The following is a 20,565-nucleotide window of genomic DNA, read 5'->3' as shown; positions in this document are numbered from 1 at the left end:
TTGTTATTTTTATTGTAAAAAAGGGGTTCTTACTTTCGCGTCGCCATACTCTTCAAGCATCCCCGCCCTATGAAGCTGTTTGCCATAATTATAGTAGACTGCTAGCAAACCATATCAAGTTGATTGGAGTGAAGGGTGGCAACTCCTGCTCAGAACGCACAGTACGTAAGTCGCAACAGACCGCGCGCTAGCGAGGGTTGCGGCTTACGATGTGCCTGCGGAAAGCGCTCGCCCGTAGCGGAAATCAACGGTAGTAGTCATCACCTATATTAGTTTTAATAAAAAAAGACTATAGATAAATTCGGAAAACTTCGAGTTTGTCTATATTCTGATCCAAGACTTTTCAAATCTGCGTTCTTCAAAAAATAAAATATAAGATTATTTTTATACATATTTTTCTGAAATGTGTTAAAATTTCGAATTGAATATTGTATACAGTAAAATGGCGAGGATAATAAACATATTTTTAATATTGCGAATACATAAATTATATGTCAATTTATTACGAACTAGTGCATTAGTGTATTAATGTATTAAAGATTTTTCTGAAAAGTCATTGTATTCAAATTGCAATCGTGATACTGTATTTTTAATCGAATTTAGAATCAGTAGGGAATAATCTCCATTCGTGATAATTTCTTTGAAAGAAAGGTTGTTAGGAATGAGTATAAAAGAAGATATAAAGAAAAGATATGTAAGGCTGTCGAAAGGACAACGAAAAGTCGCACAATTTGTTATAAGTAATCCTGCGGTTGTGATTGCCAATGGTGCGGCAGAAGTGGGGAGGCAAGCGAATGTTAGTGAATCAACCGTGATTCGTTTTTGTTATGCAATGGATTTGTCAGGTTATGTTGAACTACAGGAAGAAATAAGAAACTATTTAAACTCTCAAAATGAGGGTACACCTCACCATCCCACCTATATGACGAGCAACCAGAAGACATCTAGCTTCGGTAAGGTCATGCAGCGTGATATGCAAAATATTCAAGATACAATACATCTAATTAACGATAGTATGCTTCAAAAAAGCTCCAAGTGGATGCATGAAGCGGATACTATTTATATTTTAGGCGCGCGCCAAGATGCCTCGATTGCAAATTGGTTATCGTATACGTTGAAAACTTTACGAACGAATATAAAGCAGCTACGTACAGATTCCGATGATCTCGTTCAACAAATAAACAGTATGAGTGAACGTACTACGTTAATCGTCTTTTCATGTGACAAACAATCCAATGATGTAAAAACAATTGTGGAAATAGCGAAAATGAAAAAAGTAAAAATCATTGCGATTACAGGTTCGGCATTGTCACCAATTAGGGATTATGCAAGTGCTTTGTTTGCATTAGGCTTAAAAAATCAATCTTCCTTAGACGTTGTGCCAGTCCTATTTTCCTTTATGCATGCATTGATTGAGGAGATGGTTAGCCAAGATAAAGAGCAATATGAGCAATATCAACAATCATATGAACAAGTAGAAAATAATTTATTGTTTTTAGATATTGCAAGAGAGAAGCAAGTATTTTGAAAAAACAGCGTATAGATTGGAGTACAACTGCTAATCTATACGTTTTTTTGATGGGCAATCGAAGTAGAAATAAAAAAAGATGTCCAAATAAGCATTAGACATCAAAGAAAAATAATTTATAAAATTTTGCTAAAGCTATATTCAGCCTTAAACGTATCTTTTAGTTTAATAGCATTGGTGCGGGTTCCTTCTTGCACAAACCCATGTTTTTTAAATAACTGTAATGCAGCATCATTATGCTCCATCACGGATAATTCTAAACGGGAAATATCACGTTTGCTAGCCCAGTCTTCCACTGCATTCATAAGTGCTGAACCGATACCATTTCGTTGGTGCTCTTTCTTTACGGCCATGTGAATTGATGCAATATGTTTAGCTTTAGAATGTTTATAGCCATGGACAACGGCATAGCCTGCAAAGGTGCCATTTAAAATGCAAAGTAAAATCGTGCGGTTTTTTAATTGCTTCCAATAAGTTAGATCTTTTCTTAGCTGCTGTACGGTTAGCTCTAACTCATTTTCTACATTATACAAAAATTCAGTTTGCTGAAGGATTTCTTCCTGTAAAAGAATAAATGCTCTAGCATCTGATGCTTCAATCGCTCGGATTATGTACGCAGAAGTATTTTCGTTATTTTCAGAATTATTGTCCAAAGGCATTTTCTCTTGTGTGCGAGAGAAAGTGACACTCGTGCCCAATTTGACATCAATGACATAATAACCTGCATTTGTCCAAGATAAAAAGTGCGTAAGAGGGGGCTTTGTTTTTTTCCACCAGCTCTTATTCAAGTATGCAGCATTGGGTAAAGCTTGTCCCATAATGTTTTCTAATGCGCTAAAGGATAATGTAATTTCATTTTGCGAAGCTACGTCAAAATAGCTTGCTAAAGGAATATACTTTTTTTCCATCTTCTTTGTCATCATAATCCCCATTCCTGTAATTCCTAAAAAAAAATTTTGACTACATGATAATAGCATAAAATTATCGTTTCTTGTATAAAAATCACAACTATATATCCATCTAAAATAAGGAAATTTATGCTTAACATAGAAAAAGTAAAATAATGCTTGGTAATAAATAGATAAACTATGAAAAGAAGTGGAATTCTTTTATTATAGTATAGCGCTGCCTCATTGAACAAGAAGATAGTTGACGAAAATGGTAGATGATGAAAGTTTTACTTTATATCATGTTCTATCATAAATTATGTTAAAATAAATGAAAATGTAGAAGCCATTTAGGAGGAAAAGTATTAATGAGTAAAGTTTTAGTTTTCGGACATAAAAATCCTGATACAGATACGATTACATCTGCAATTGTATATGCCTATTTAAAACAACAAGTTGGCGTAGATAGTGAAGCAGTACGTCTTGGTGACGTAAATAATGAAACAAAATATGCCCTAGAGAAATTTGGCTTTGAGGCACCTCGTTTAATTACTTCCGTAGTAGGGGAAGCGGAAAAAGTTATTCTTGTAGACCATAACGAATTCCAACAATCAGCTGACGGAATTGAAGAAGTACAAATTACTGAGGTAATTGATCACCACCGTATTGCAAACTTCCAAACAGCAGACCCATTGTACTACCGTGCAGAGCCTGTTGGTTGTACGGCAACTATTTTAAATAAAATTTTTAAAGAAAATGATGTTGAAGTACCATCAAACATTGCAGGTTTAATGTTGTCTGCTATTATTTCCGATACATTATTATTCAAATCGCCAACATGTACAGAACAGGATGTCAAAGCTGCACAAGAACTAGCAGCAATTGCTGGCGTTGATGCGGCTGACTATGGCCTAGCAATGTTAAAAGCAGGCGCTGATCTTTCAGATAAATCACTAGAAGATCTTTTATCTTTAGATGCTAAAGAGTTCCAGTTTGGTGAATATAAATCAGTAGTAGCTCAAGTGAATGCTGTCGATATTAATGACGTACTTGGTCGACAAGAGGAATTAGAAATTCTTTTAAACAAAAATGTTGCTGAAAATGGCTTAGACTTATTCTTCTTTGTTGTAACAGATATTTTAAACAATGATTCAACAGCAGTTGCAATCGGACAAGTTGCAGAAGCTGCAGCAAAAGCATTTGGTGCTGAGCTTACAAACAGCCGTGTTGTATTACCAGGTGTTGTTTCTCGTAAAAAACAAATCGTCCCTGTATTAACGGAAGCTTTAAAATAATTTAAGGAATAGCCCAAACGTAAATGTGGCTAGGACAAAAAGGAAAAGTGTTAGATTGACTGTTATCAATCTAACACTTTTTTGCATTGTCAATGTTGTCTGCTACGGCTGAACTTTCTGCAAGCACACCGTAGGCTGCAACAATCACTATTGCACCGCGCCTGTTACGTCTAACTATGCGTGCCATCTTGCAGGAGGCGCCTTTCAACCTTCCACTAAAGCTCTTGCTAGAGGAAATGATGACGTAATGCGGCTGTCCTTTTTAGTCAAGCTTTAATGGCTGTACTGCTGGCCCCTCTAGCACTTCACCTTGTGAATTAAATCGGGAACCGTGGCATGGGCAATCCCATGTTTCATCAGCTTCATTCCATTTCGTTTTACAGCCTAAATGCGTACAAGTTGGAGCGTTGCCGTTTCTTATATGTCCTGAGACAAATTCCTTTGCTACGAAGCCACCAACCTTTAGCATTTGCATAAATTGAGCACCAAATTTCGTGCGTGTTGGTGAATAAAGTGCACTTGCATCATTAGCATTTGTAGTACCTGTAATTAGCGATGACAGTAAGTCTCCAGCTACAAAAGAATTGGAAATGCCCCATTTACGATACCCTGTCGCTATATAGACATTAGGTAGGGACTTTGTAATTCTCCCGACGTAAGGTACCATGTCTGGTGTTTCGATGTCTTGAGCAGACCATCTATATAATGGTTCCTGCCCAAAGTGGACTTTCATTTCATTTTGAATAGCATCGTAATAGGGTTCTGTATTTGTCGTTTCACCAGCGATATGATTTGCCCCACCGAGCAATAAATAATGTTCATCATTTATTGTTGCCGTTCGAATAGAGCGAGAGGGGAAATCAACTGATAAATATTGCCCTTTGAACGTCTCTGTTATTTTGCTAGCGACCATATAAGAGCGGTTATTTGAAAGCTTGAACAGTTGTAGCCCTTTAAATGCCTCAATGGGATAGTGAGTACACAAAATTAGCTTGTTGTATTGAACCGATATATTTTTTTCGGTATGTAAGTTATTTTGTGCAATTTGTAGTTGCTGAACACGGGTATTCGCATACAGTTTAGCGCCCATAGATAACGCCTCTTTTATAAGAAAGTTGCTAACTGTTACAGGATTTATTTGCGCCTGTTGTGATAGGCTGAGCGCTTTTGTAACAGGGAATGGGAGCTCCGTGTCAGATGTGATTTTGGACTTTATATTTAATACTTTATAGGCATTCCATTCTTTTAATAATTGTGAGTAGCCTTCTTTAGTTTGACAATAAAGTAAAGAATCCACTTGTTGAACGGAATCTTTAGGAAGTAACTGTAATGCTTTCTCTATAGCAAGCTGATTCAATTGATAGTACAGTCGGGCATCATCTACAGAAAGCTTTTCGATAAGATTCGCATACACTAAGCCGTGCTGTGCAGTTAATTTTCCTGTTGAATGACCAGTCGTACCATGACTAAGCTTAGCATTTGCTTCAAGTAGTACAACATCAACGCCTGCTTTTGCTAAGACATAGGCAGTGTAAAGTCCAGTCAACCCTCCTCCAATAATACAAACATCACATTTCGTTGAAGCCGTCAATGATGGCAATGAATCGGAGTCGGTCGTTGCTAGCCAAAGAGATTGTGTCATAAATAACCCTCACAGTGTTTTTAGGCTTAGTATGGAGATAGCTTTGAAAATTTATGCAATGAAGCATAAAAATTGCTTCGAGGGAACTGGTGTCGTTACAATGTAGCAAAAGGAGCGTGTTTCATTATGAAAATTGAAATTTGGTCAGATTATGTTTGTCCATTTTGTTATATTGGCAAAAAGCAATTAGAAAAGGCGATTCAGGATACAGGCTTTGAGGGACAGGTGGAACTTGTGTATAAAAGTTATCAGCTTGATCCAACAACGCCAGAAGATACGAATGAGTCAATCTATGAATCTTTGGCTAAAAAATATAGTATGTCATTAGATAAAGCGAAAGAAATGACACAAGGTGTGACAGCGCGTGCGAAGGAAGTAGGGTTAAACTATAACTTCGATAAGATGATGGCAGAAAACACTTTAAAAGCGCATCGACTTGTGAAATGGGCGGAACAACAAGGAGACGCTACAGCACTTGTTGAGGCAATTTTACACAGCTATTTTATAGATGCAAAACGCATTAGTCAGGATGATGTGTTAGTTAGCATTGCAGAACAAGTAGGCCTAAACCGTGATGATGTGTTAAAGGTTCTTGCTAGCGATGATTTTAAAGCTGATGTGGAAGTAGACATACAAGAGGGCCTTCAGCTTGGTGTTAAAGGAGTTCCGTTTTTTGTGCTAAATCGTAAATATGGTATTTCAGGAGCACAACCACAAGAGGTATTTGAAAATACATTACGTAAAGTAGCAGAGGAAGAAGGTTTGCAGCCTACTTTAAAAATGGAAGGCTCTGGAGACGCAGGCGTATGTACAGATGATAGCTGTAATTTTTAACTTAAATTAGGAGTCAATGCAGTGGGGTTCATCTTCGGCTGAATCAAGTTAAAAGCCGCGGCGTATGGCATCGATTTTATAAATGAGCTTTTCGAGCAAGCTTAAAAAATCGGGACGCAATCACGCCGAGGCGTATTCGTTTGGAACATGTTAAGGTTTTCTACTACAATTATTCAGTCAAAAGTCTGATGTTTGGGACGTTGACTTTTTAATGTTATTTTATTATTATAAGTATATATCTTGAATTCGAGAGATATTAAACTAAGATATTTAAGGGAGATTTATATAATGAACGTATTAGTAGTAAAAGCTAACAACCGTCCAGACGGAATTTCAACAAAAATGTATGACACTTTCATGGAAAGCTTACAAGATGTAAACGTAACTACATTCGATGTATACGCTGAAGATATGCCTTACTTCGGTCAAGATCTTTTCAACGCATTTGGTAAAGTTCAAAGCGGTGAAGAATTAACTGATATCGAATCACGCATTTTAGCTGCAAAACAAAAAGCTATGGATGCATTAACTGCAGCAGACTTAGTAGTATTTGCTTTCCCATTATGGAACTTAACAATCCCAGCTACATTACAAACTTTCATTGACTATGTATACCAAGCTGGTTTCACTTTCAAATATGATGAAAACGGTCAATTAGTTGGTTTAATGACTGATAAAAAAGCTATCATTCTTAATGCTCGTGGTGGTTATTATTCAGCACCAGAAGCACAACCTATGGAAATGTCAGTAAACTACATTAAAAACGTAGTTGGTGGCGTATTCGGTATGGAAATTATCAATGAAGTTATCATTGAAGGTCATAATGCTACACCAGATAAAGCAGAAGAAATTATTGCAAACGGCCTAGAAGCTGTTAAAGAACTAGCAAAATCTTTACAAGCTGTAAAAGCATAAGTAACTTTTTTTTACTAAAAGTCCTCTCAATATTGGGAGGGCTTTTTTTATTAGATTTATAGAAGTATGGTAGAGGTATGAAGGTATGACATATTGGTGTTGCGCAGTTATTAGACATTTACATAAAATAACATACTATAAACAATAAAAAATAAGAAATAATAATAATGTATGATTTGTTAAGAAAGTGTTCTGCTATTAGTTTAAAAGTACATACAATTAGGTCTAAGTATTCAGTTAAATTAATGATTAGTATAATATAATAGAATTTGCAGGAAAATATTATATTTATAGGGAGGTAATTGCTTGAATAAGAAATTAATAACTAAAATGTTAGCCTTGTTACTTGTTCTATTTGCTGTATTACCATTTGGCTTTTCAGCGAATGCGGCAGCTAATGATGTAACACGTGGGGATTACGTGAAGGAACTAGTAGAAAGCTTGGATGTCGAGCTTGGTGATGGGTCTTCACTTGGTTTTACGGATGTCCCAAAGGATTTAGCCCCTTATGTGGAAAAAGCGGTAGAACTAAAGTTAATTAAAGGGAAAACAGCAACATTATTTGGTCCAAATGATAAGCTAACACGCCAACAGGCATTTGTTATTTCTGCTCGTGGATTAGTCGCAAACAATGCGTCACTTAATGAATTAGATAAGTTCAAAGATGCAGATCAAGTTGCTGACACACATAAGCAAGATTTAGCAAATGCTGTAGCAGCAAACATATTACAAGGATACGAAGATAATACAATTCGTCCGCGTGACTATGTGACAGCTGATCAAATGCAAAGTATTATTGAACGTTTTGTAGCTGAATACAAAGTACCTACATCTTCAACAACAGTGGATCTTCAAATTTTAGGAACTACTGATATTCATACAAATTTAGCAAACTATAACTACTATTTAGATGCTGAATCTGCTGATGTTGGTCTAGCAAACACTGCTGCTCTTATTGAGCAAGCACGTACAGAAAATCCTAATACATTATTATTTGATAATGGTGATTTAATTCAAGGAACACCACTAGGTTCCTATAAAGCGTTAGAAAATGTGTTAAAACCAGGCGAAACTCATCCAGCTATTGCTGCTTTAAACGCATTAAAATATGATGGCGGCACTTTAGGAAATCATGAATTCAACTATGGTTTAGATTTTTTAACGGAAGTACTCAATGATGCACAATATCCAGTCGTAAATGCGAACACTTACGATGCAAAAACAAAAGAACATATGTATACACCATTTGTTATTATCGATAAAGAGGTTGTGGACAATACAGGTAAAAAACATGCACTAAAAGTGGGTGTAACAGGTATTGTACCAACGAAAATTGTTGAATGGGATGCCATTCATCTAGAAGGTAAAGTTGAAATGCAGGAGCCTGTAGAAGCGATTAAAGAAGTTGTACCTGAAATGCAAAAAGCAGGTGCAGATGTAATCGTAGTGCTTTCTCATTCAGGTATCGGGGAAGATACGAATGTAAAAGGCGCTGAAAATGTAGGATACCAAATTTCTGAAATTGAAGGTATCGATGCGTTAATTACTGGTCACTCACATTTAACATTCCCAGGTGACTATAAAGACCTTAAAAATGTCGATCAAGAAAAAGGTACAATTAATGGCGTTCCAACAGTTATGGCAGGAAGCTATGGTAGCCACCTTGGTGTAATTGATTTGAAATTAGAACAACAAGGTTCGAAATGGGTTGTTGTCAATGGACAAGGGTCAATCCGTTCTATTAAGCAAGAAGGCTTACAACCATCTTCAACTGTATTAAACGCTATAAAAGAAGCACATGAAGGTACATTAACGTATATTCGCCAAGCTGTTGGTGAAACGACTGCACCTATTCATAGCTACTTCTCAATGGTTCAAGATGATCCATCTATCCAAATCGTAACACAAGCTCAAAAATGGTTTATTGAAAAGGAACTGAAAGGGACTGCTGATGAAAACACACCTATTCTTTCTGCGGGTGCTCCTTTCAAAGCGGGTTCACGCAATAACCCTGCAGACTTCACAAACATTCCTGTAGGTCCACTTGCTATTAAAAACATGGCGGACATCTATCATTACGATAATACGGTTGCAACGATAAAAGTAACAGGTGCACAAGCTATCGAATGGTTAGAAATGGCTGCTGGTATTTTCTCAACAATCGATCCGACGAAAACTGAGGAACAAAATATTATTGATGCGGAAGCACGCTCTTACAACTTTGATGTTTTAGATGGTTTAACATATCAAATTGATGTAACATCTCCAGCAAAATATGATCGTCGCGGTGTTGTTTTAGATGACAAAGCAAACCGTATTAAAAATGTACAATACAATGGTAAGCCAATTGATTTAGAGCAAGAATTCATTATCATCACAAACAATTACCGTGTTGGTGGTTCTTATGGAGCAACGTTTAAAAATGCGGAAGGCACAAACGTAACAAACTATGCTTATGAAAATCGTCAAGCAGTAATTGATTATATTATGGCAAACAAAACAATTAATCCAGCTGCGGATAATAACTGGTCATTTGTACCATTCCCAGCTAATACAAAGATTATTTACCACTCGGCTAAGGATGCACAAAAAGTCATCCCAGCAGGAAGCAACATTGAGTATCTTGGTGATACAGAAGGTGGCTTCGGTAAATATTTAATTAAATAATGCCTATATAAAAAAGGAGAGTACGATGAATCATCGTAGCTCTCCTTTTTATACACTAACGAACGTAAAAAATCATTGTATCATCATTGAAATCGACAACGGCTAACTGGTCGTTTTCGAATGTATACGGAATTTGTTGCTCCTTTAAATTATGCAGTAATTTTTGTAGTTCTTCATGTGAAGAAAGAGAAAACGTATAGCTGATTAAACCTGTAGTTAGTTTTGGCGGAACGGGAGCGCCAACTCCTTGCCATATATTTACCGCGATATGATGATGATAACCACCAGCAGAAATGAAAAGTGCGCTATCATGGAAGTTAGTCATAATATCAAAACCGAGTGCATCTATATAGAAGTAAGTTGTTGCTTCATTTAGAATGCTCACATTTAAATGGATGTGGCCGAGTACCGTTCCTTTAGGGAATCCTGCCCAAGGACGCTGACGATCATATAATGCCATCACGCCTTCTATATCCACTGCCTCTGTGCCAGTGACAAGCCCACCATGACCATCGCCAATCCATTCAGAACGAGGGCGATCATGATAGATTTCTATGCCGTTACCTTCAGGATCGTTTAAGTAAAAGGCTTCCGAGTAAATATGATCTCCAGCCCCAGTAATAGATATGCCTGTATTTAATAAATTGCCAATCACATATGCTAAATCTTCCCTAGAAGGAACTAAAATAGCAAAGTGGAATAAACCAGTCGTACGAGGTGGACGAATCGCTACCCCTTCCTCTGTTGATAAAACTAAAATAGGCTTTGTATTGCCTGGAATTGAAAATGTCACTTGTGTTGTCGTTTCATGGAGTACTTGAAGTCCAAGCTTTTTATAAAAGCTCGACATTGTTTCTAGTGACTGTACAAGTAAATGTAAATGCTCAAGCTCTAAATTTGCATCAATTTTAAATGTCATTGCTAATAAATCCTCCAAATATATAAGTTACTTTTTGTAATTAAATATAAAATAGTAAACTCATTACGTCAAGTAAATAAGTTACTTTAAATTTACTTTTACTACATAAATCGTTACAATAGAATACATAAGAGGTGAAAAATATGAATGAGACAACTTTATGTCCTCGTTTAGCTAAGGCAATGGATTTAATCGGAAAACGCTGGACTGGGCTAATTTTATATCAATTATTAGACGGATCGCAGCGCTTCAATGAAATTGAATCGGCATTGCCTGTAAGTGGCCGTTTATTATCTGAACGTTTAAAGGAACTCGAAAAAGAGGGGCTTGTTGAGCGTAAAGTATTTTCTGAAGTTCCTGTACGTGTAGAATATTCATTAACGGATAAAGGTCGAGCATTAGAAGGCGCTATTCGTAATATTGAATCATGGGCAACGAACTGGCTATAGTATGAGAAACTATTAATGTGATAATTCAGCTATAAATGTCAGTGTGAATGCGCGAGATAGTTTAAAATTCATCAAGTGATACCATTTTACTTAGATGATTAGTTGAACAAATCGGGCAGTTATAAAGTCCTGGATGTACTAAAAAATACCGAGTATTACTGAAAAGGACAACAAACTGCCCGTTAAAGCGCGAAAAATACCCTTCATTTTACTTGTCAAATCGAGGTTCTAAATCCATACTAGTGTAGAGTAAGAAGGACGTTAGAAAGGAATTAGCTCTCATGACAAAAGAACAATGGGCTGCGGATTTAGCACAAGACATAAATCCAGCCAATATTAAGTTAGATGAATTATTACAGAAATATACAATGACAAAATTAGGTGGTAAAGCGGATGTTTTTGTTCTCCCTGAAACAGAGGAAGAAGCAATTGCCGTTATTCGCTATGCACATAACAATAATATTCCATTATTAATGTTAGGAAATGGCTCGAACATGGTTGTCCGAGATGGAGGCATGCGTGGGATTGTTGTGACATTCTCCCATTTAGATGAAATTCATATTAATGGCGATCATGTTTATGCACAAAGTGGTGCACTCATTAAAGATGTATCAAAGCTTGCAGCTGCTGCCTCTCTAACAGGTTTTGAATTTGCGTGTGGCATCCCTGGCTCTATTGGTGGAGCGATGGCGATGAATGCAGGTGCTTATGGTGGCGAAATAAAAGATATTATTATTTCTTCGAAAGTTTTAACAAAAGAAGGAGAAATATTAATTTTATCAAAAGAAGAGCTAGAATTAGGTTACCGTCAAAGTAGTATTGCCAAAAAAGGTTACTATGTACTGTCTTCTGAGTTTCAGTTAGTGCAAGGTGTAAAGGAAGAAATTGATGCGAAAATTGCTGATTTAACGTTTCAGCGTGAATCAAAGCAACCACTCGAGTATCCTTCAGCAGGCAGCGTTTTTAAACGCCCGCCAGGACACTTTGCAGGTAAGCTTATTCAGGATAGCGGCCTACAAGGAAAAGGGGTCGGTGGAGCAGAGGTTTCTACAAAACATGCTGGCTTTATTGTTAATAAAGGAAATGCTACGGCTACAGACTATATTGCAACGATTAAAATGGTACAACGAGTTGTAAAAGAAAAGTATGATATTGATTTAGAAACAGAAGTGAAAATTGTCGGTGACGACCTATAAATACAATGCCGCTCTTCGCTTTGGCGAAGGGCGTTTTTTTGAGGAGTGGGAAAGAATGGAATTGATTTCATGGAATGTAAATGGAATACGAGCTTGTTTGGGAAAAGGTTTTTTAGATTTTTTTAACAGTGTAGATGCAGATTTCTTCTGTATTCAGGAAACAAAGTGCCAAGCAGGGCAGGTTGAGCTTAGGTTAGATGGTTATGAGCAATATTGGAATTACGCTCAGAAGAAAGGCTATTCAGGTACAGCGATTTTTACAAAGCACACCCCTCTATCTGTACATTACGGTGTTGGTGAGGACGAGTCGCAGGATGAAGGAAGAATTATTACATTAGAATACGACAACTTCTATGTAGTAAATGTTTATACGCCAAATGCGCAACGGGATTTAGCTAGATTGCCTTATCGATTAAATTGGGAAGATCGATTAGCATTGTATTTAAAAGAACTCGATGCAAAAAAACCAGTCATTTATTGTGGGGATTTGAATGTCGCACATGAAGATATTGATTTAAAAAATGCAAAATCAAATATTGGCAATTCGGGTTTTACATATGAAGAGCGAGCTAAAATGACAGATTTATTAGCAGGTGGCTTTGTAGATTCTTTCCGCTATAAGCATCCAGATGTGACCGATCATTATACGTGGTGGTCTTATATGAACAAAGTTCGTGAACGCAACATTGGATGGCGCATTGACTATTTTATTGTGTCTGAGCGTGTAAAGGAACAAATTGATGTAGCTACCATTCATCCGCATATAATGGGTAGTGACCATTGCCCGATAGAACTTCAGCTAAATGTATAATTGTTTGAGTGCCTGTCACTTTTGTTTAGGCACATTTATTTGGAACCGTATTTTCTATTAGGAAATACGGTTTTTTACTGTTCAATTGGATAATAGGTTGTGATTGAATGTAGAAAAAACAAGCGTAATACAGCAAAAAACGATAAAAATTGAGGTTATTCTAGTTTGCGAAAAAGGATTTGAGAAGCTGAATAAAGAATATATTGCTTATAGAGGGGGTTGTAAGGTGAGAAAGTTTAAGTGGAAAAAGTGGTTATTGGCAATCGCTGGCGTGTTGGCGGTAGTCGCAATAACATCTGTTATTGTCTTTACATGGTTTATGAATAAATCAAAACCGATTATTGATGGAGAGCTCGCTGTTAGCATGCTCGATGAAGATGTGACCGTGACAAGGGATGATAAAGGGGTTCCTCATATATTTGCTGAGACAGATGCGGATTTATATCGCGCTCAAGGCTATGTACAGGCACAGGATCGATTGTTTCAAATGGATTTAGCGCGTAGGCAGGCTAGTGGTCGCCTGTCAGAAATAATTGGGGAAGCGACGATTGAGACAGATAAGCATTTTCGTACATTTAGTCTACGTAATGCAGCTGAAAAATCATTAGCGGCGTATGATCCAGCTAGCAAGCAAGTACTTGAATGGTTTGCCGAGGGAGTAAACGCCTTTATGGAAGAGGCGAAAAGTAAGAATACGTTAAGCTATGAATTTGCGTTACTAGGTTACGAGCCAGAAGAATGGACTGTAGTAGATTCTTTAACAATCGGAAAATATATGGCTTATGATTTAGGTGGAAATTGGAATACACTTGCCTTCCGCCATTGGGCTTTGCAAAATTTTGATGAAGAAAAAGCTAAGGAATTATTTATTACGTATCCTGAGAATGCATCATCAATTATTGAGGCAAATAAAGAAAATCCAGTGTCTGTAGTAGGGCAGTTTAATGCGGAGTTATTGCCAAATGAATTTAATGGCAGTAATAACTGGGTAGTATCTGGCGATAAAACAAAGTCAGGAAAGCCAATTTTAGCTGATGACCCTCATTTAGGATTGAGTACACCATCTATTTGGTATCAAATGCATTTACAATCACCCGAACAAAATGTAAGCGGTGTAATATTTGCAGGGATTCCAGGCATTATTTTAGGTCATAACGAAGAAATCGCATGGGGGGTAACAAATGTTGGTCCTGACGTACAGGATTTATATATTGAAATTCCAAACCCAGATAATCCAACACAATTCCGTTATGACGGTGAGTGGGAGCAGGCAGAGGTGCGTGACGAGCCGATAAAGGTTAAAGATGGAGAAACGGTAGACTTTGAAGTAATCGTTACACGCCACGGTCCCATTATGACAGATTTAGTGTTTAAGGAAACGGAGCCTTCAGCCCAATTTTCAATGCAGTGGACAGCACTTCAACCAACTGCAGAATTGCGAGCAGTGCTTGGCTTTAATAAGTCGAAATCTTGGAATGAGTTTGAGAAAGCTTTAGAAGATTTTAAAGCACCTGCACAAAACTTTGTTTTTGCATCTAAGGATGGCACGATAGCTTATAAAGCAAACGGCCAAATTCCGTTGCGAAAGCAAGGGGATGGGCAATTACCAGTGCCTGGTGACTCAAGTGATTATGGCTGGCAAGGTTTTATTCATTGGGATGAGTTACCGACTGTTGTTAATCCAGAACAAGGCTTTATTGCAACAGCGAATAATGAGGTGATAGGCGATGAATATCCTTATCATATTACGGATTTTTGGGCACAGCCTTATCGCTATGAACGGATTAAGGAAGTGTTAGAAGCGAATGATTCAATAACAGTAGAAGATATGATGAATTTACAGATGGATCAGCACAATTTATATGCTCGTGAATTTTTACCTGATTTATTAACATCTATAAAAACGATGGATAAAGATAGGAAGTATGCTGAAGTCATAGCAATGTTAGAGGATTGGAACATGGTGGACGCTAAAGATTTAGGAGCCCCGTTAGTGTTCCATACGTTAATGCTACAATTGCAAGAAGTGTTATTTAAAGAGCAAATGCCAGAAGATATGTATAAAATGATGTACGGTAAATTTAATATTACGGATCAGCTTCTACGTAAAACATATGCAGGTGAGAGAAGCATCTGGATGGAAGAGCAAGGGGGAGTAGATGCCGCAGTATTTGAGGCGTTAGAGCGTACTGTTGCGCAAATTGAAAATCAGTTCGGGAAAAATGTATCGAAATGGCAATGGGGTGATTTCCATCAACTAACGTTTGATCACACTTTAGGCAGTGCTTCACCAATACTTGCAGCATACTTTAACGCCAAGAAGGTTCCGATTGGTGGCTCGAAGGTGACGGTGCAAGCAGCCGATAATGATTTAGCAGGTAACGTTAATCACGGAGCATCATGGCGTTTTGTTGCTGATGTGGGTGATTTAAGCTCAGCCTTCCATATTGTTGGTCCTGGCCAAAGCGGTCATGTGAAATCGGATTGGTATCAAGATCAAGTAATGGACTGGGCAAACGGTACGTATCATGAAACATTTGTCCAAAAGGAAGATATTAAGGGTAAAACGGTATTATTAAAATCGAAATAATAGAGAAGAGAATCAGCGCATGTTTTTTATGCGCTGATTTTTTGTTGAGCGGACAGTGTCTGTTTAAAAGGTGTCAGGCACTCAAACAATTTATATAACTTCCTAAGTAAAAAACCACCTAGACTTCTAAGCGGCTTACGTCGTGCCCGCGGTAAGCGGAGTGAATTGTTTAAGTGCCAGGCACCCAAACAATTCACAAACAATTTATTATACATTCGTGATAGTAATCATATACATTCAAATGTCTGTTTGAATATGATGGAATATTATGCTATATTAAAAACAATCAAACGAATATTTGAATGAGGTGAGGAATTGACGAAAGAAGTATGCGAAGTGACGCATGTTAATGAACAAGCGGTCACAAAAGTACAGCAGCAAATGCCAGACTTATCAGGCGTAGCCAAATTTTTAAAGGCATTATCTGATGAAACAAGACTCAAAATAGCGTATGCCTTAACCGTAGAAGATGAATTATGTGTTTGTGATGTTGCGACAATTATCGGTTCATCTGTAGCAACAGCATCCCATCATTTACGTTATTTAAAAGAACATAGTTTAGCGAAATCGCATCGTAAGGGGAAGCAAATGTATTACGCTTTAGCCGACGAGCATGTATACCAAATTGTAACGATTGCCTATGAACATGCGAAGGAAGGGATTGCCAATGGCAGTGATACCGAGTAAGCAAGAGTATCGTCTACAAAACTTATCCTGTGCTAGCTGTGCAGCTAAATTTGAAAAAAATGTAAAAGCTATTCCTGATGTTCAAGATGCGCAAGTAAACTTCGGCGCTTCTAAAATAACGATTGTAGGAGCAGTTAGTGTCGATCAAATCGAAGAAGCAGGTGCATTTGATGGCATTAAAGTTTCACAATCTGCGACAAAATCAAGTGAAGGAACAATTCCTTTTTATAAGAAAACGGAGAATATCTTAGCTAGTGTTTCACTGCTATTCGTTGTCGTTGGCTATCTATTATCTTCTGTTCGTGGAGAAGAAGACTTGTCGACCATTGCGATGTTTATCATTGCAATTATTGTCGGGGGCGTGAAAATTTTCAAAACTGGCTTCCGCAACCTTGCACGACTAGAATTTGATATGAAAACGCTTATGACCATTGCCATAATTGGCGCTGCCATAATCGGCGAGTGGGAAGAAGCGGCCGTTGTTGTCTTTTTATTCGCAGTAAGTGAAGCGCTGGAAGCGTACTCAATGGATAAGGCGCGTCAGTCGATTCGTCAGTTGATGGATATTGCTCCACCGACTGCCACTATTAAACGAGCACACGGTGAACATTTCCACGAGATGGAGTTAGCAACAGAAGAGATTGAAATTGGCGATATTTTAATGGTGAAGCCTGGTCAAAAAATTGCAATGGATGGCATTGTCATCGCGGGGTTATCTGCAGTCAATCAGGCAGCCATTACAGGTGAATCAATTCCTGTCAATAAATCAGTTGGTGACGAGGTGTTTGCGGGAACGTTGAATGAAGAAGGCGCATTAGAGGTACGTGTAACGAAACGTGTAGAGGATACAACGATTGCGAAGATTATTCATTTAGTGGAGGAGGCACAGGCAGAAAAGGCTCCATCACAACAATTTGTAGATCGCTTTGCTAAATACTATACACCTGCAATAATGCTTGTAGCGCTTCTTGTAGCCATTGTTCCACCATTATTTGTAGGAGATTGGCAACACTGGATTTATCAAGGGTTAGCAGTTCTTGTTGTTGGTTGCCCGTGTGCGCTAGTTGTTTCGACTCCAGTGGCAATCGTAACCGCTATCGGAAATGCTGCAAGACAAGGCGTTCTTATAAAAGGTGGTATTCACTTAGAGCAATTAGGTCATATAGATGCGGTTGCATTTGATAAAACAGGAACATTAACAAAAGGAACGCCTGTTGTAACAGATATTATTACACATAAGGAAATGCTAGAAGATGATGTATTACAGCTTGTTGCAGCAGTTGAAAAGCAATCTCAGCATCCATTAGCAAAAGCTATATTGAAGGCATTACATGAGAAAAAGCTGACAGAGCTTGTTCCTACAGACTTTCAATCCGTAACTGGTAAGGGTGCTTATGCAACGGTAGATGGTCAGAAGGTTTACGTAGGAAGCATGAATTGGATTTTAACGTTAGCGACAGTTGACGCAACGGTTAAGGAGCAGGTTAATCAACTTCAAAAACAGGGTAAGACTGTAGTAGCAGCTGTTAGTGATAGTCAGTTTATAGGATTAATAGCTATTGCTGATCAATTACGTGCAGAAAGTAAGAAAGTACTAGAAAAATTAAGTGCTTTAAAGGTAAAGCATACGGTGATGTTAACAGGAGATGCCAAATCTACTGCTGAAGCGATTGCCTCTACATTAAGTATGAGCGATGTAAGAGCAGGGTTACTGCCTGCTGAAAAACTATCTGCTATTAAAGAATTACGCACGAAATACGGAGCTGTCGCAATGGTTGGAGACGGTGTGAATGATGCGCCAGCATTGGCTTCAGCTAATGTAGGGATTGCGATGGGTGGCGCAGGTACAGATGCTGCATTAGAGACGGCTGATATTGCGCTAATGGGTGACGATTTAACGAAATTACCGTATACGATAGCTCTTAGCAGAAAAACACTACGAATTATTAAAGAAAACATTATATTTGCACTAGCTTTAAAATTAATTGCCCTATTACTTGTTATTCCAGGTTGGCTAACATTATGGATTGCCATTTTTGCAGATATGGGTGCAACATTACTCGTTGTATTTAATTCTTTAAGGCTTATAAAAACGAGAAAATAATAGGTAAAAAGAAGTGCGTAAATTTTCTCTGTAGGTAAATAATCGTTACAATGTTTATTTATTATTGTTATATAGATGCTACTAGCGATTCTTGAAAAGTGATAAAATTCACGTTATTATTAATAGAGGAAAAATGTAACAATACATTATAAATGAGGCGAAAGTTTTATATGTCAGAACCTATTTTAGTAAATGTTACAGAGGAAATAGTGCGTGGTTTAGTAAGTTTTCTACTTCGAGGACCAGAATATCAAACATTTTGTAAATGTCAAAACTGCGAATTTGATACAGTGGCACTTGCATTAAATGCTTTGGCAAGTAAGTATGTTACATCTATGGAAACGCGAGATGAAGCATTTAAAGCGTTGAATACTCCTGAAAATATCGAGTTGATTAACAGAGAAATTATTCATGCATTACATGTGGTAAATAAGTATCCTCGTCATTAAAAAGAGCCCACTTCTATAGTGAAGTAGGCTTTTTTTATGTTTCAAAGAAGTGTTTAACTTGGTTATGTATTTTCAGTTAACTTTTAAGGCAAGCTTGTAGTAAACTAGAGAGTAAGAATAGGAAAGAGAGGGAATAAGATATGCCAACACCTAGTATGGAGGACCATATCGAACAAATATATTTATTGATCGCTAATAAAGGTTATGCTCGTGTGTCTGACATTGCTGAAGCATTATCTGTTCTTCCTTCTTCTGTTACTAAGATGGTTCAAAAATTAGATAAAGATGGTTATTTAGTTTATGAAAAATATCGTGGTCTTACATTGACGCCAAGAGGAGAACAACTTGGAAAACGTCTTGTGCAACGACATGAACTGCTAGAACAATTTTTGCGAATCATTGGTGTAGATGAAGAGCGTATTTACAATGATGTAGAAGGAATAGAGCATCATTTGAGTTGGAATTCAATTGATCGTATTGCGGAACTTGTGCAAGTAATGGAAGAAAATCCAGACATCGCAAAAAAGCTAGAAGCATCAAGAAAACAACACAATCTATAAGATAAGAGATTATGTTCACGCTATAATCTCCATGTTAGAGGAGCTGCTTGTATAACCTATATTTGTGTCCTTGTGCTCGTTGCTTTGAAGTATATGCATTAAGTACGGAATTATATATTTTGCGAAATTGATGGTATGAAGGAAAGGAAGACATTGATGAACGAATTAAAATCAGGTGAAGTTGTTACTTTAACAGTGTTAGAGCAACAAGCATCGAAATGGATCTTAACAAATGGGGTAGTTGAACTACCATTAAATGCTTCTGAGGTCACAGAACCGCTAGCTGTAGGGGATCGTCTTGAAGTGTTTTTATTTGCGGATCGACGTGGTGATTTAGCAGCTACTACTGCTATTCCTGCATTTGCACAGGGTGAATACGGCTGGGCACGCGTTCTTCGTGTTGTAGAGCGCGAAGGTGCTTTTGTAGATATTGGTACTTCTCGTGAAGTGCTTGTACAAGCAGAGGACCTACCTGCTGTTAAAGAAGTGTGGCCAGAACCTGGTGATCATTTATTTATGACATTACGAACAGATCGAAATGGAGATTTATTCGGTCGTTTAGTAACGGAGGAAAAGATTTCAGAGCTATACGAAGGTGCATTTGAAGATATGCACAATAAAAATATTACAGCTCGTCCGTATCGTGTATTACCTGTAGGCACATTTTTACTAGGGGTAGAACAACCATATCGTATTTTCGTGCATGAATCAGAACGTTATGCGGAACCACGTCTTGGACAAGATGTAGAAGTGCGAATTATTGATGTAAAAGATGATGGCTCAATGAACGGGTCTCTTTTACCTCGAAAACACGAGCGCATCACAGGAGACGCACAGCAAATATTAAGCTATTTACAAGATGTTGGCGGGAAAATGCCATTTAGTGATAAGTCTTCTCCAGATGAAATTAAAGAAATGTTTAATATGAGTAAAGCGGCATTTAAACGAGCGCTTGGAACACTTATGAAGGCTGGTAAAGTGAAGCAGCAAGATGGCTGGACAGAAGAAATTTAATTTCTTTAAAATATAGAA

The 20,565-nt window shown here is 37.5% G+C and carries 17 protein-coding genes; 14 read left to right on the top strand and 3 right to left on the bottom strand.

The genetic code is table 11. From position 1 onward, the window contains the following. Positions 1–661 precede the first annotated feature (661 nt). A complete protein-coding gene (locus FH508_RS21850; protein ID WP_173479387.1) occupies positions 662–1,528 on the top strand; it encodes a MurR/RpiR family transcriptional regulator in 867 nt (288 codons plus the stop codon). Positions 1,529–1,644: 116 nt separating this feature from the next. Here FH508_RS21850 and FH508_RS21845 read toward each other — a convergent pair whose 3' ends face one another. Further along, positions 1,645–2,451: a GNAT family N-acetyltransferase gene (locus FH508_RS21845; protein WP_228134196.1), complete on the bottom strand. Its 807-nt coding sequence runs from the start codon at positions 2,449–2,451 to the stop codon at positions 1,645–1,647. A gap of 332 nt (positions 2,452–2,783) precedes the next feature. On the opposite strand from FH508_RS21845, the gene FH508_RS21840 reads away from it, so the two are divergent. After that, positions 2,784–3,710 carry a manganese-dependent inorganic pyrophosphatase gene (locus tag FH508_RS21840; RefSeq protein ID WP_139859929.1) on the top strand — a complete coding sequence of 309 codons (927 nt, stop codon included), beginning with the start codon at positions 2,784–2,786 and terminating at the stop codon, positions 3,708–3,710. Between the two features lie 262 nt (positions 3,711–3,972). Here FH508_RS21840 and FH508_RS21835 read toward each other — a convergent pair whose 3' ends face one another. Beyond that, positions 3,973–5,352 (bottom strand): FAD-dependent oxidoreductase, encoded by a 1,380-nt coding sequence (locus tag FH508_RS21835; protein WP_139859931.1) that lies wholly within the window; start codon positions 5,350–5,352, stop codon positions 3,973–3,975. Between the two features lie 126 nt (positions 5,353–5,478). Between FH508_RS21835 and FH508_RS21830 the strand changes: the two genes are divergently transcribed. From FH508_RS21830 to FH508_RS21820, 3 genes are all read left to right on the top strand, one after another. After that, positions 5,479–6,186 (top strand): DsbA family oxidoreductase, encoded by a 708-nt coding sequence (locus tag FH508_RS21830; RefSeq protein WP_173479389.1) that lies wholly within the window; start codon positions 5,479–5,481, stop codon positions 6,184–6,186. Between the two features lie 288 nt (positions 6,187–6,474). Next, entirely contained in the window at positions 6,475–7,101 is a 627-nt protein-coding gene (locus tag FH508_RS21825) for an FMN-dependent NADH-azoreductase (RefSeq protein ID WP_173479390.1), read from the top strand. 306 nt (positions 7,102–7,407) lie between these two features. Then, complete coding sequence (locus tag FH508_RS21820; protein WP_173479391.1) at positions 7,408–9,768, top strand: bifunctional 2',3'-cyclic-nucleotide 2'-phosphodiesterase/3'-nucleotidase; 2,361 nt, start codon at positions 7,408–7,410, stop codon at positions 9,766–9,768. A 55-nt stretch (positions 9,769–9,823) separates the two neighbouring features. Here FH508_RS21820 and FH508_RS21815 read toward each other — a convergent pair whose 3' ends face one another. After that, the gene (locus FH508_RS21815; RefSeq protein WP_173479392.1) at positions 9,824–10,687 is read right to left on the bottom strand and encodes a VOC family protein; all 864 of its coding nucleotides are present in this window, start codon (positions 10,685–10,687) and stop codon (positions 9,824–9,826) included. Between the two features lie 143 nt (positions 10,688–10,830). Here FH508_RS21815 and FH508_RS21810 point away from each other — a divergent pair, with 143 nt between their 5' ends. The 9 genes from FH508_RS21810 (at position 10,831) to FH508_RS21770 (ending at position 20,547) form a co-directional block, all read left to right on the top strand. After that, positions 10,831–11,136: a winged helix-turn-helix transcriptional regulator gene (locus tag FH508_RS21810; RefSeq protein ID WP_173479393.1), complete on the top strand. Its 306-nt coding sequence runs from the start codon at positions 10,831–10,833 to the stop codon at positions 11,134–11,136. Positions 11,137–11,417: 281 nt separating this feature from the next. Then, positions 11,418–12,332: a UDP-N-acetylmuramate dehydrogenase gene (gene murB, locus FH508_RS21805; RefSeq protein ID WP_139859807.1), complete on the top strand. Its 915-nt coding sequence runs from the start codon at positions 11,418–11,420 to the stop codon at positions 12,330–12,332. Between the two features lie 55 nt (positions 12,333–12,387). Further along, complete coding sequence (locus FH508_RS21800) at positions 12,388–13,143, top strand: exodeoxyribonuclease III (protein ID WP_139859809.1); 756 nt, start codon at positions 12,388–12,390, stop codon at positions 13,141–13,143. 226 nt (positions 13,144–13,369) lie between these two features. Beyond that, positions 13,370–15,733: a penicillin acylase family protein gene (locus FH508_RS21795; protein WP_139859811.1), complete on the top strand. Its 2,364-nt coding sequence runs from the start codon at positions 13,370–13,372 to the stop codon at positions 15,731–15,733. A 315-nt stretch (positions 15,734–16,048) separates the two neighbouring features. Next, a complete protein-coding gene (locus FH508_RS21790) occupies positions 16,049–16,420 on the top strand; it encodes an ArsR/SmtB family transcription factor (protein ID WP_173479394.1) in 372 nt (123 codons plus the stop codon). Then, positions 16,401–18,524: a heavy metal translocating P-type ATPase gene (locus tag FH508_RS21785; RefSeq protein ID WP_173479395.1), complete on the top strand. Its 2,124-nt coding sequence runs from the start codon at positions 16,401–16,403 to the stop codon at positions 18,522–18,524. Before FH508_RS21790 ends, FH508_RS21785 begins: the two co-directional genes overlap by 20 nt. A gap of 170 nt (positions 18,525–18,694) precedes the next feature. Next, positions 18,695–18,973, top strand: a complete 279-nt coding sequence (locus tag FH508_RS21780; RefSeq protein WP_173479396.1) for a late competence development ComFB family protein — start codon at positions 18,695–18,697, stop codon at positions 18,971–18,973. 140 nt (positions 18,974–19,113) lie between these two features. Further along, a complete protein-coding gene (gene mntR / locus FH508_RS21775; protein WP_173479397.1) occupies positions 19,114–19,533 on the top strand; it encodes a transcriptional regulator MntR in 420 nt (139 codons plus the stop codon). 156 nt (positions 19,534–19,689) lie between these two features. Further along, positions 19,690–20,547 (top strand): CvfB family protein, encoded by an 858-nt coding sequence (locus tag FH508_RS21770; RefSeq protein WP_173479398.1) that lies wholly within the window; start codon positions 19,690–19,692, stop codon positions 20,545–20,547. Positions 20,548–20,565 lie beyond the last annotated feature (18 nt).

This window comes from Lysinibacillus sp. CD3-6 (genome assembly GCF_006351725.2).
GTDB lineage: Bacteria > Bacillota > Bacilli > Bacillales_A > Planococcaceae > Lysinibacillus.
Note: the sequence above shows the minus strand (reverse complement) of the source record. Positions and strands in the feature narration are given on the sequence as shown.

Excerpts from the sequence above, each read along its gene's own strand:
- mntR (WP_173479397.1), top strand. The coding sequence starts at position 19,114 with ATGCCAACACCTAGTATGGAGGACCATATCGAACAAATATATTTATTG.
- FH508_RS21815 (WP_173479392.1), bottom strand. The coding sequence starts at position 10,687 with ATGACATTTAAAATTGATGCAAATTTAGAGCTTGAGCATTTACATTTA.
- FH508_RS21850 (WP_173479387.1), top strand. The coding sequence starts at position 662 with ATGAGTATAAAAGAAGATATAAAGAAAAGATATGTAAGGCTGTCGAAA.
- FH508_RS21785 (WP_173479395.1), top strand. The coding sequence starts at position 16,401 with ATGGCAGTGATACCGAGTAAGCAAGAGTATCGTCTACAAAACTTATCC.
- FH508_RS21845 (WP_228134196.1), bottom strand. The coding sequence starts at position 2,451 with ATGATGACAAAGAAGATGGAAAAAAAGTATATTCCTTTAGCAAGCTAT.
- FH508_RS21810 (WP_173479393.1), top strand. The coding sequence starts at position 10,831 with ATGAATGAGACAACTTTATGTCCTCGTTTAGCTAAGGCAATGGATTTA.
- FH508_RS21835 (WP_139859931.1), bottom strand. The coding sequence starts at position 5,352 with ATGACACAATCTCTTTGGCTAGCAACGACCGACTCCGATTCATTGCCA.
- FH508_RS21770 (WP_173479398.1), top strand. The coding sequence starts at position 19,690 with ATGAACGAATTAAAATCAGGTGAAGTTGTTACTTTAACAGTGTTAGAG.
- FH508_RS21780 (WP_173479396.1), top strand. The coding sequence starts at position 18,695 with ATGTCAGAACCTATTTTAGTAAATGTTACAGAGGAAATAGTGCGTGGT.
- murB (WP_139859807.1), top strand. The coding sequence starts at position 11,418 with ATGACAAAAGAACAATGGGCTGCGGATTTAGCACAAGACATAAATCCA.
- FH508_RS21800 (WP_139859809.1), top strand. The coding sequence starts at position 12,388 with ATGGAATTGATTTCATGGAATGTAAATGGAATACGAGCTTGTTTGGGA.
- FH508_RS21830 (WP_173479389.1), top strand. The coding sequence starts at position 5,479 with ATGAAAATTGAAATTTGGTCAGATTATGTTTGTCCATTTTGTTATATT.
- FH508_RS21840 (WP_139859929.1), top strand. The coding sequence starts at position 2,784 with ATGAGTAAAGTTTTAGTTTTCGGACATAAAAATCCTGATACAGATACG.
- FH508_RS21825 (WP_173479390.1), top strand. The coding sequence starts at position 6,475 with ATGAACGTATTAGTAGTAAAAGCTAACAACCGTCCAGACGGAATTTCA.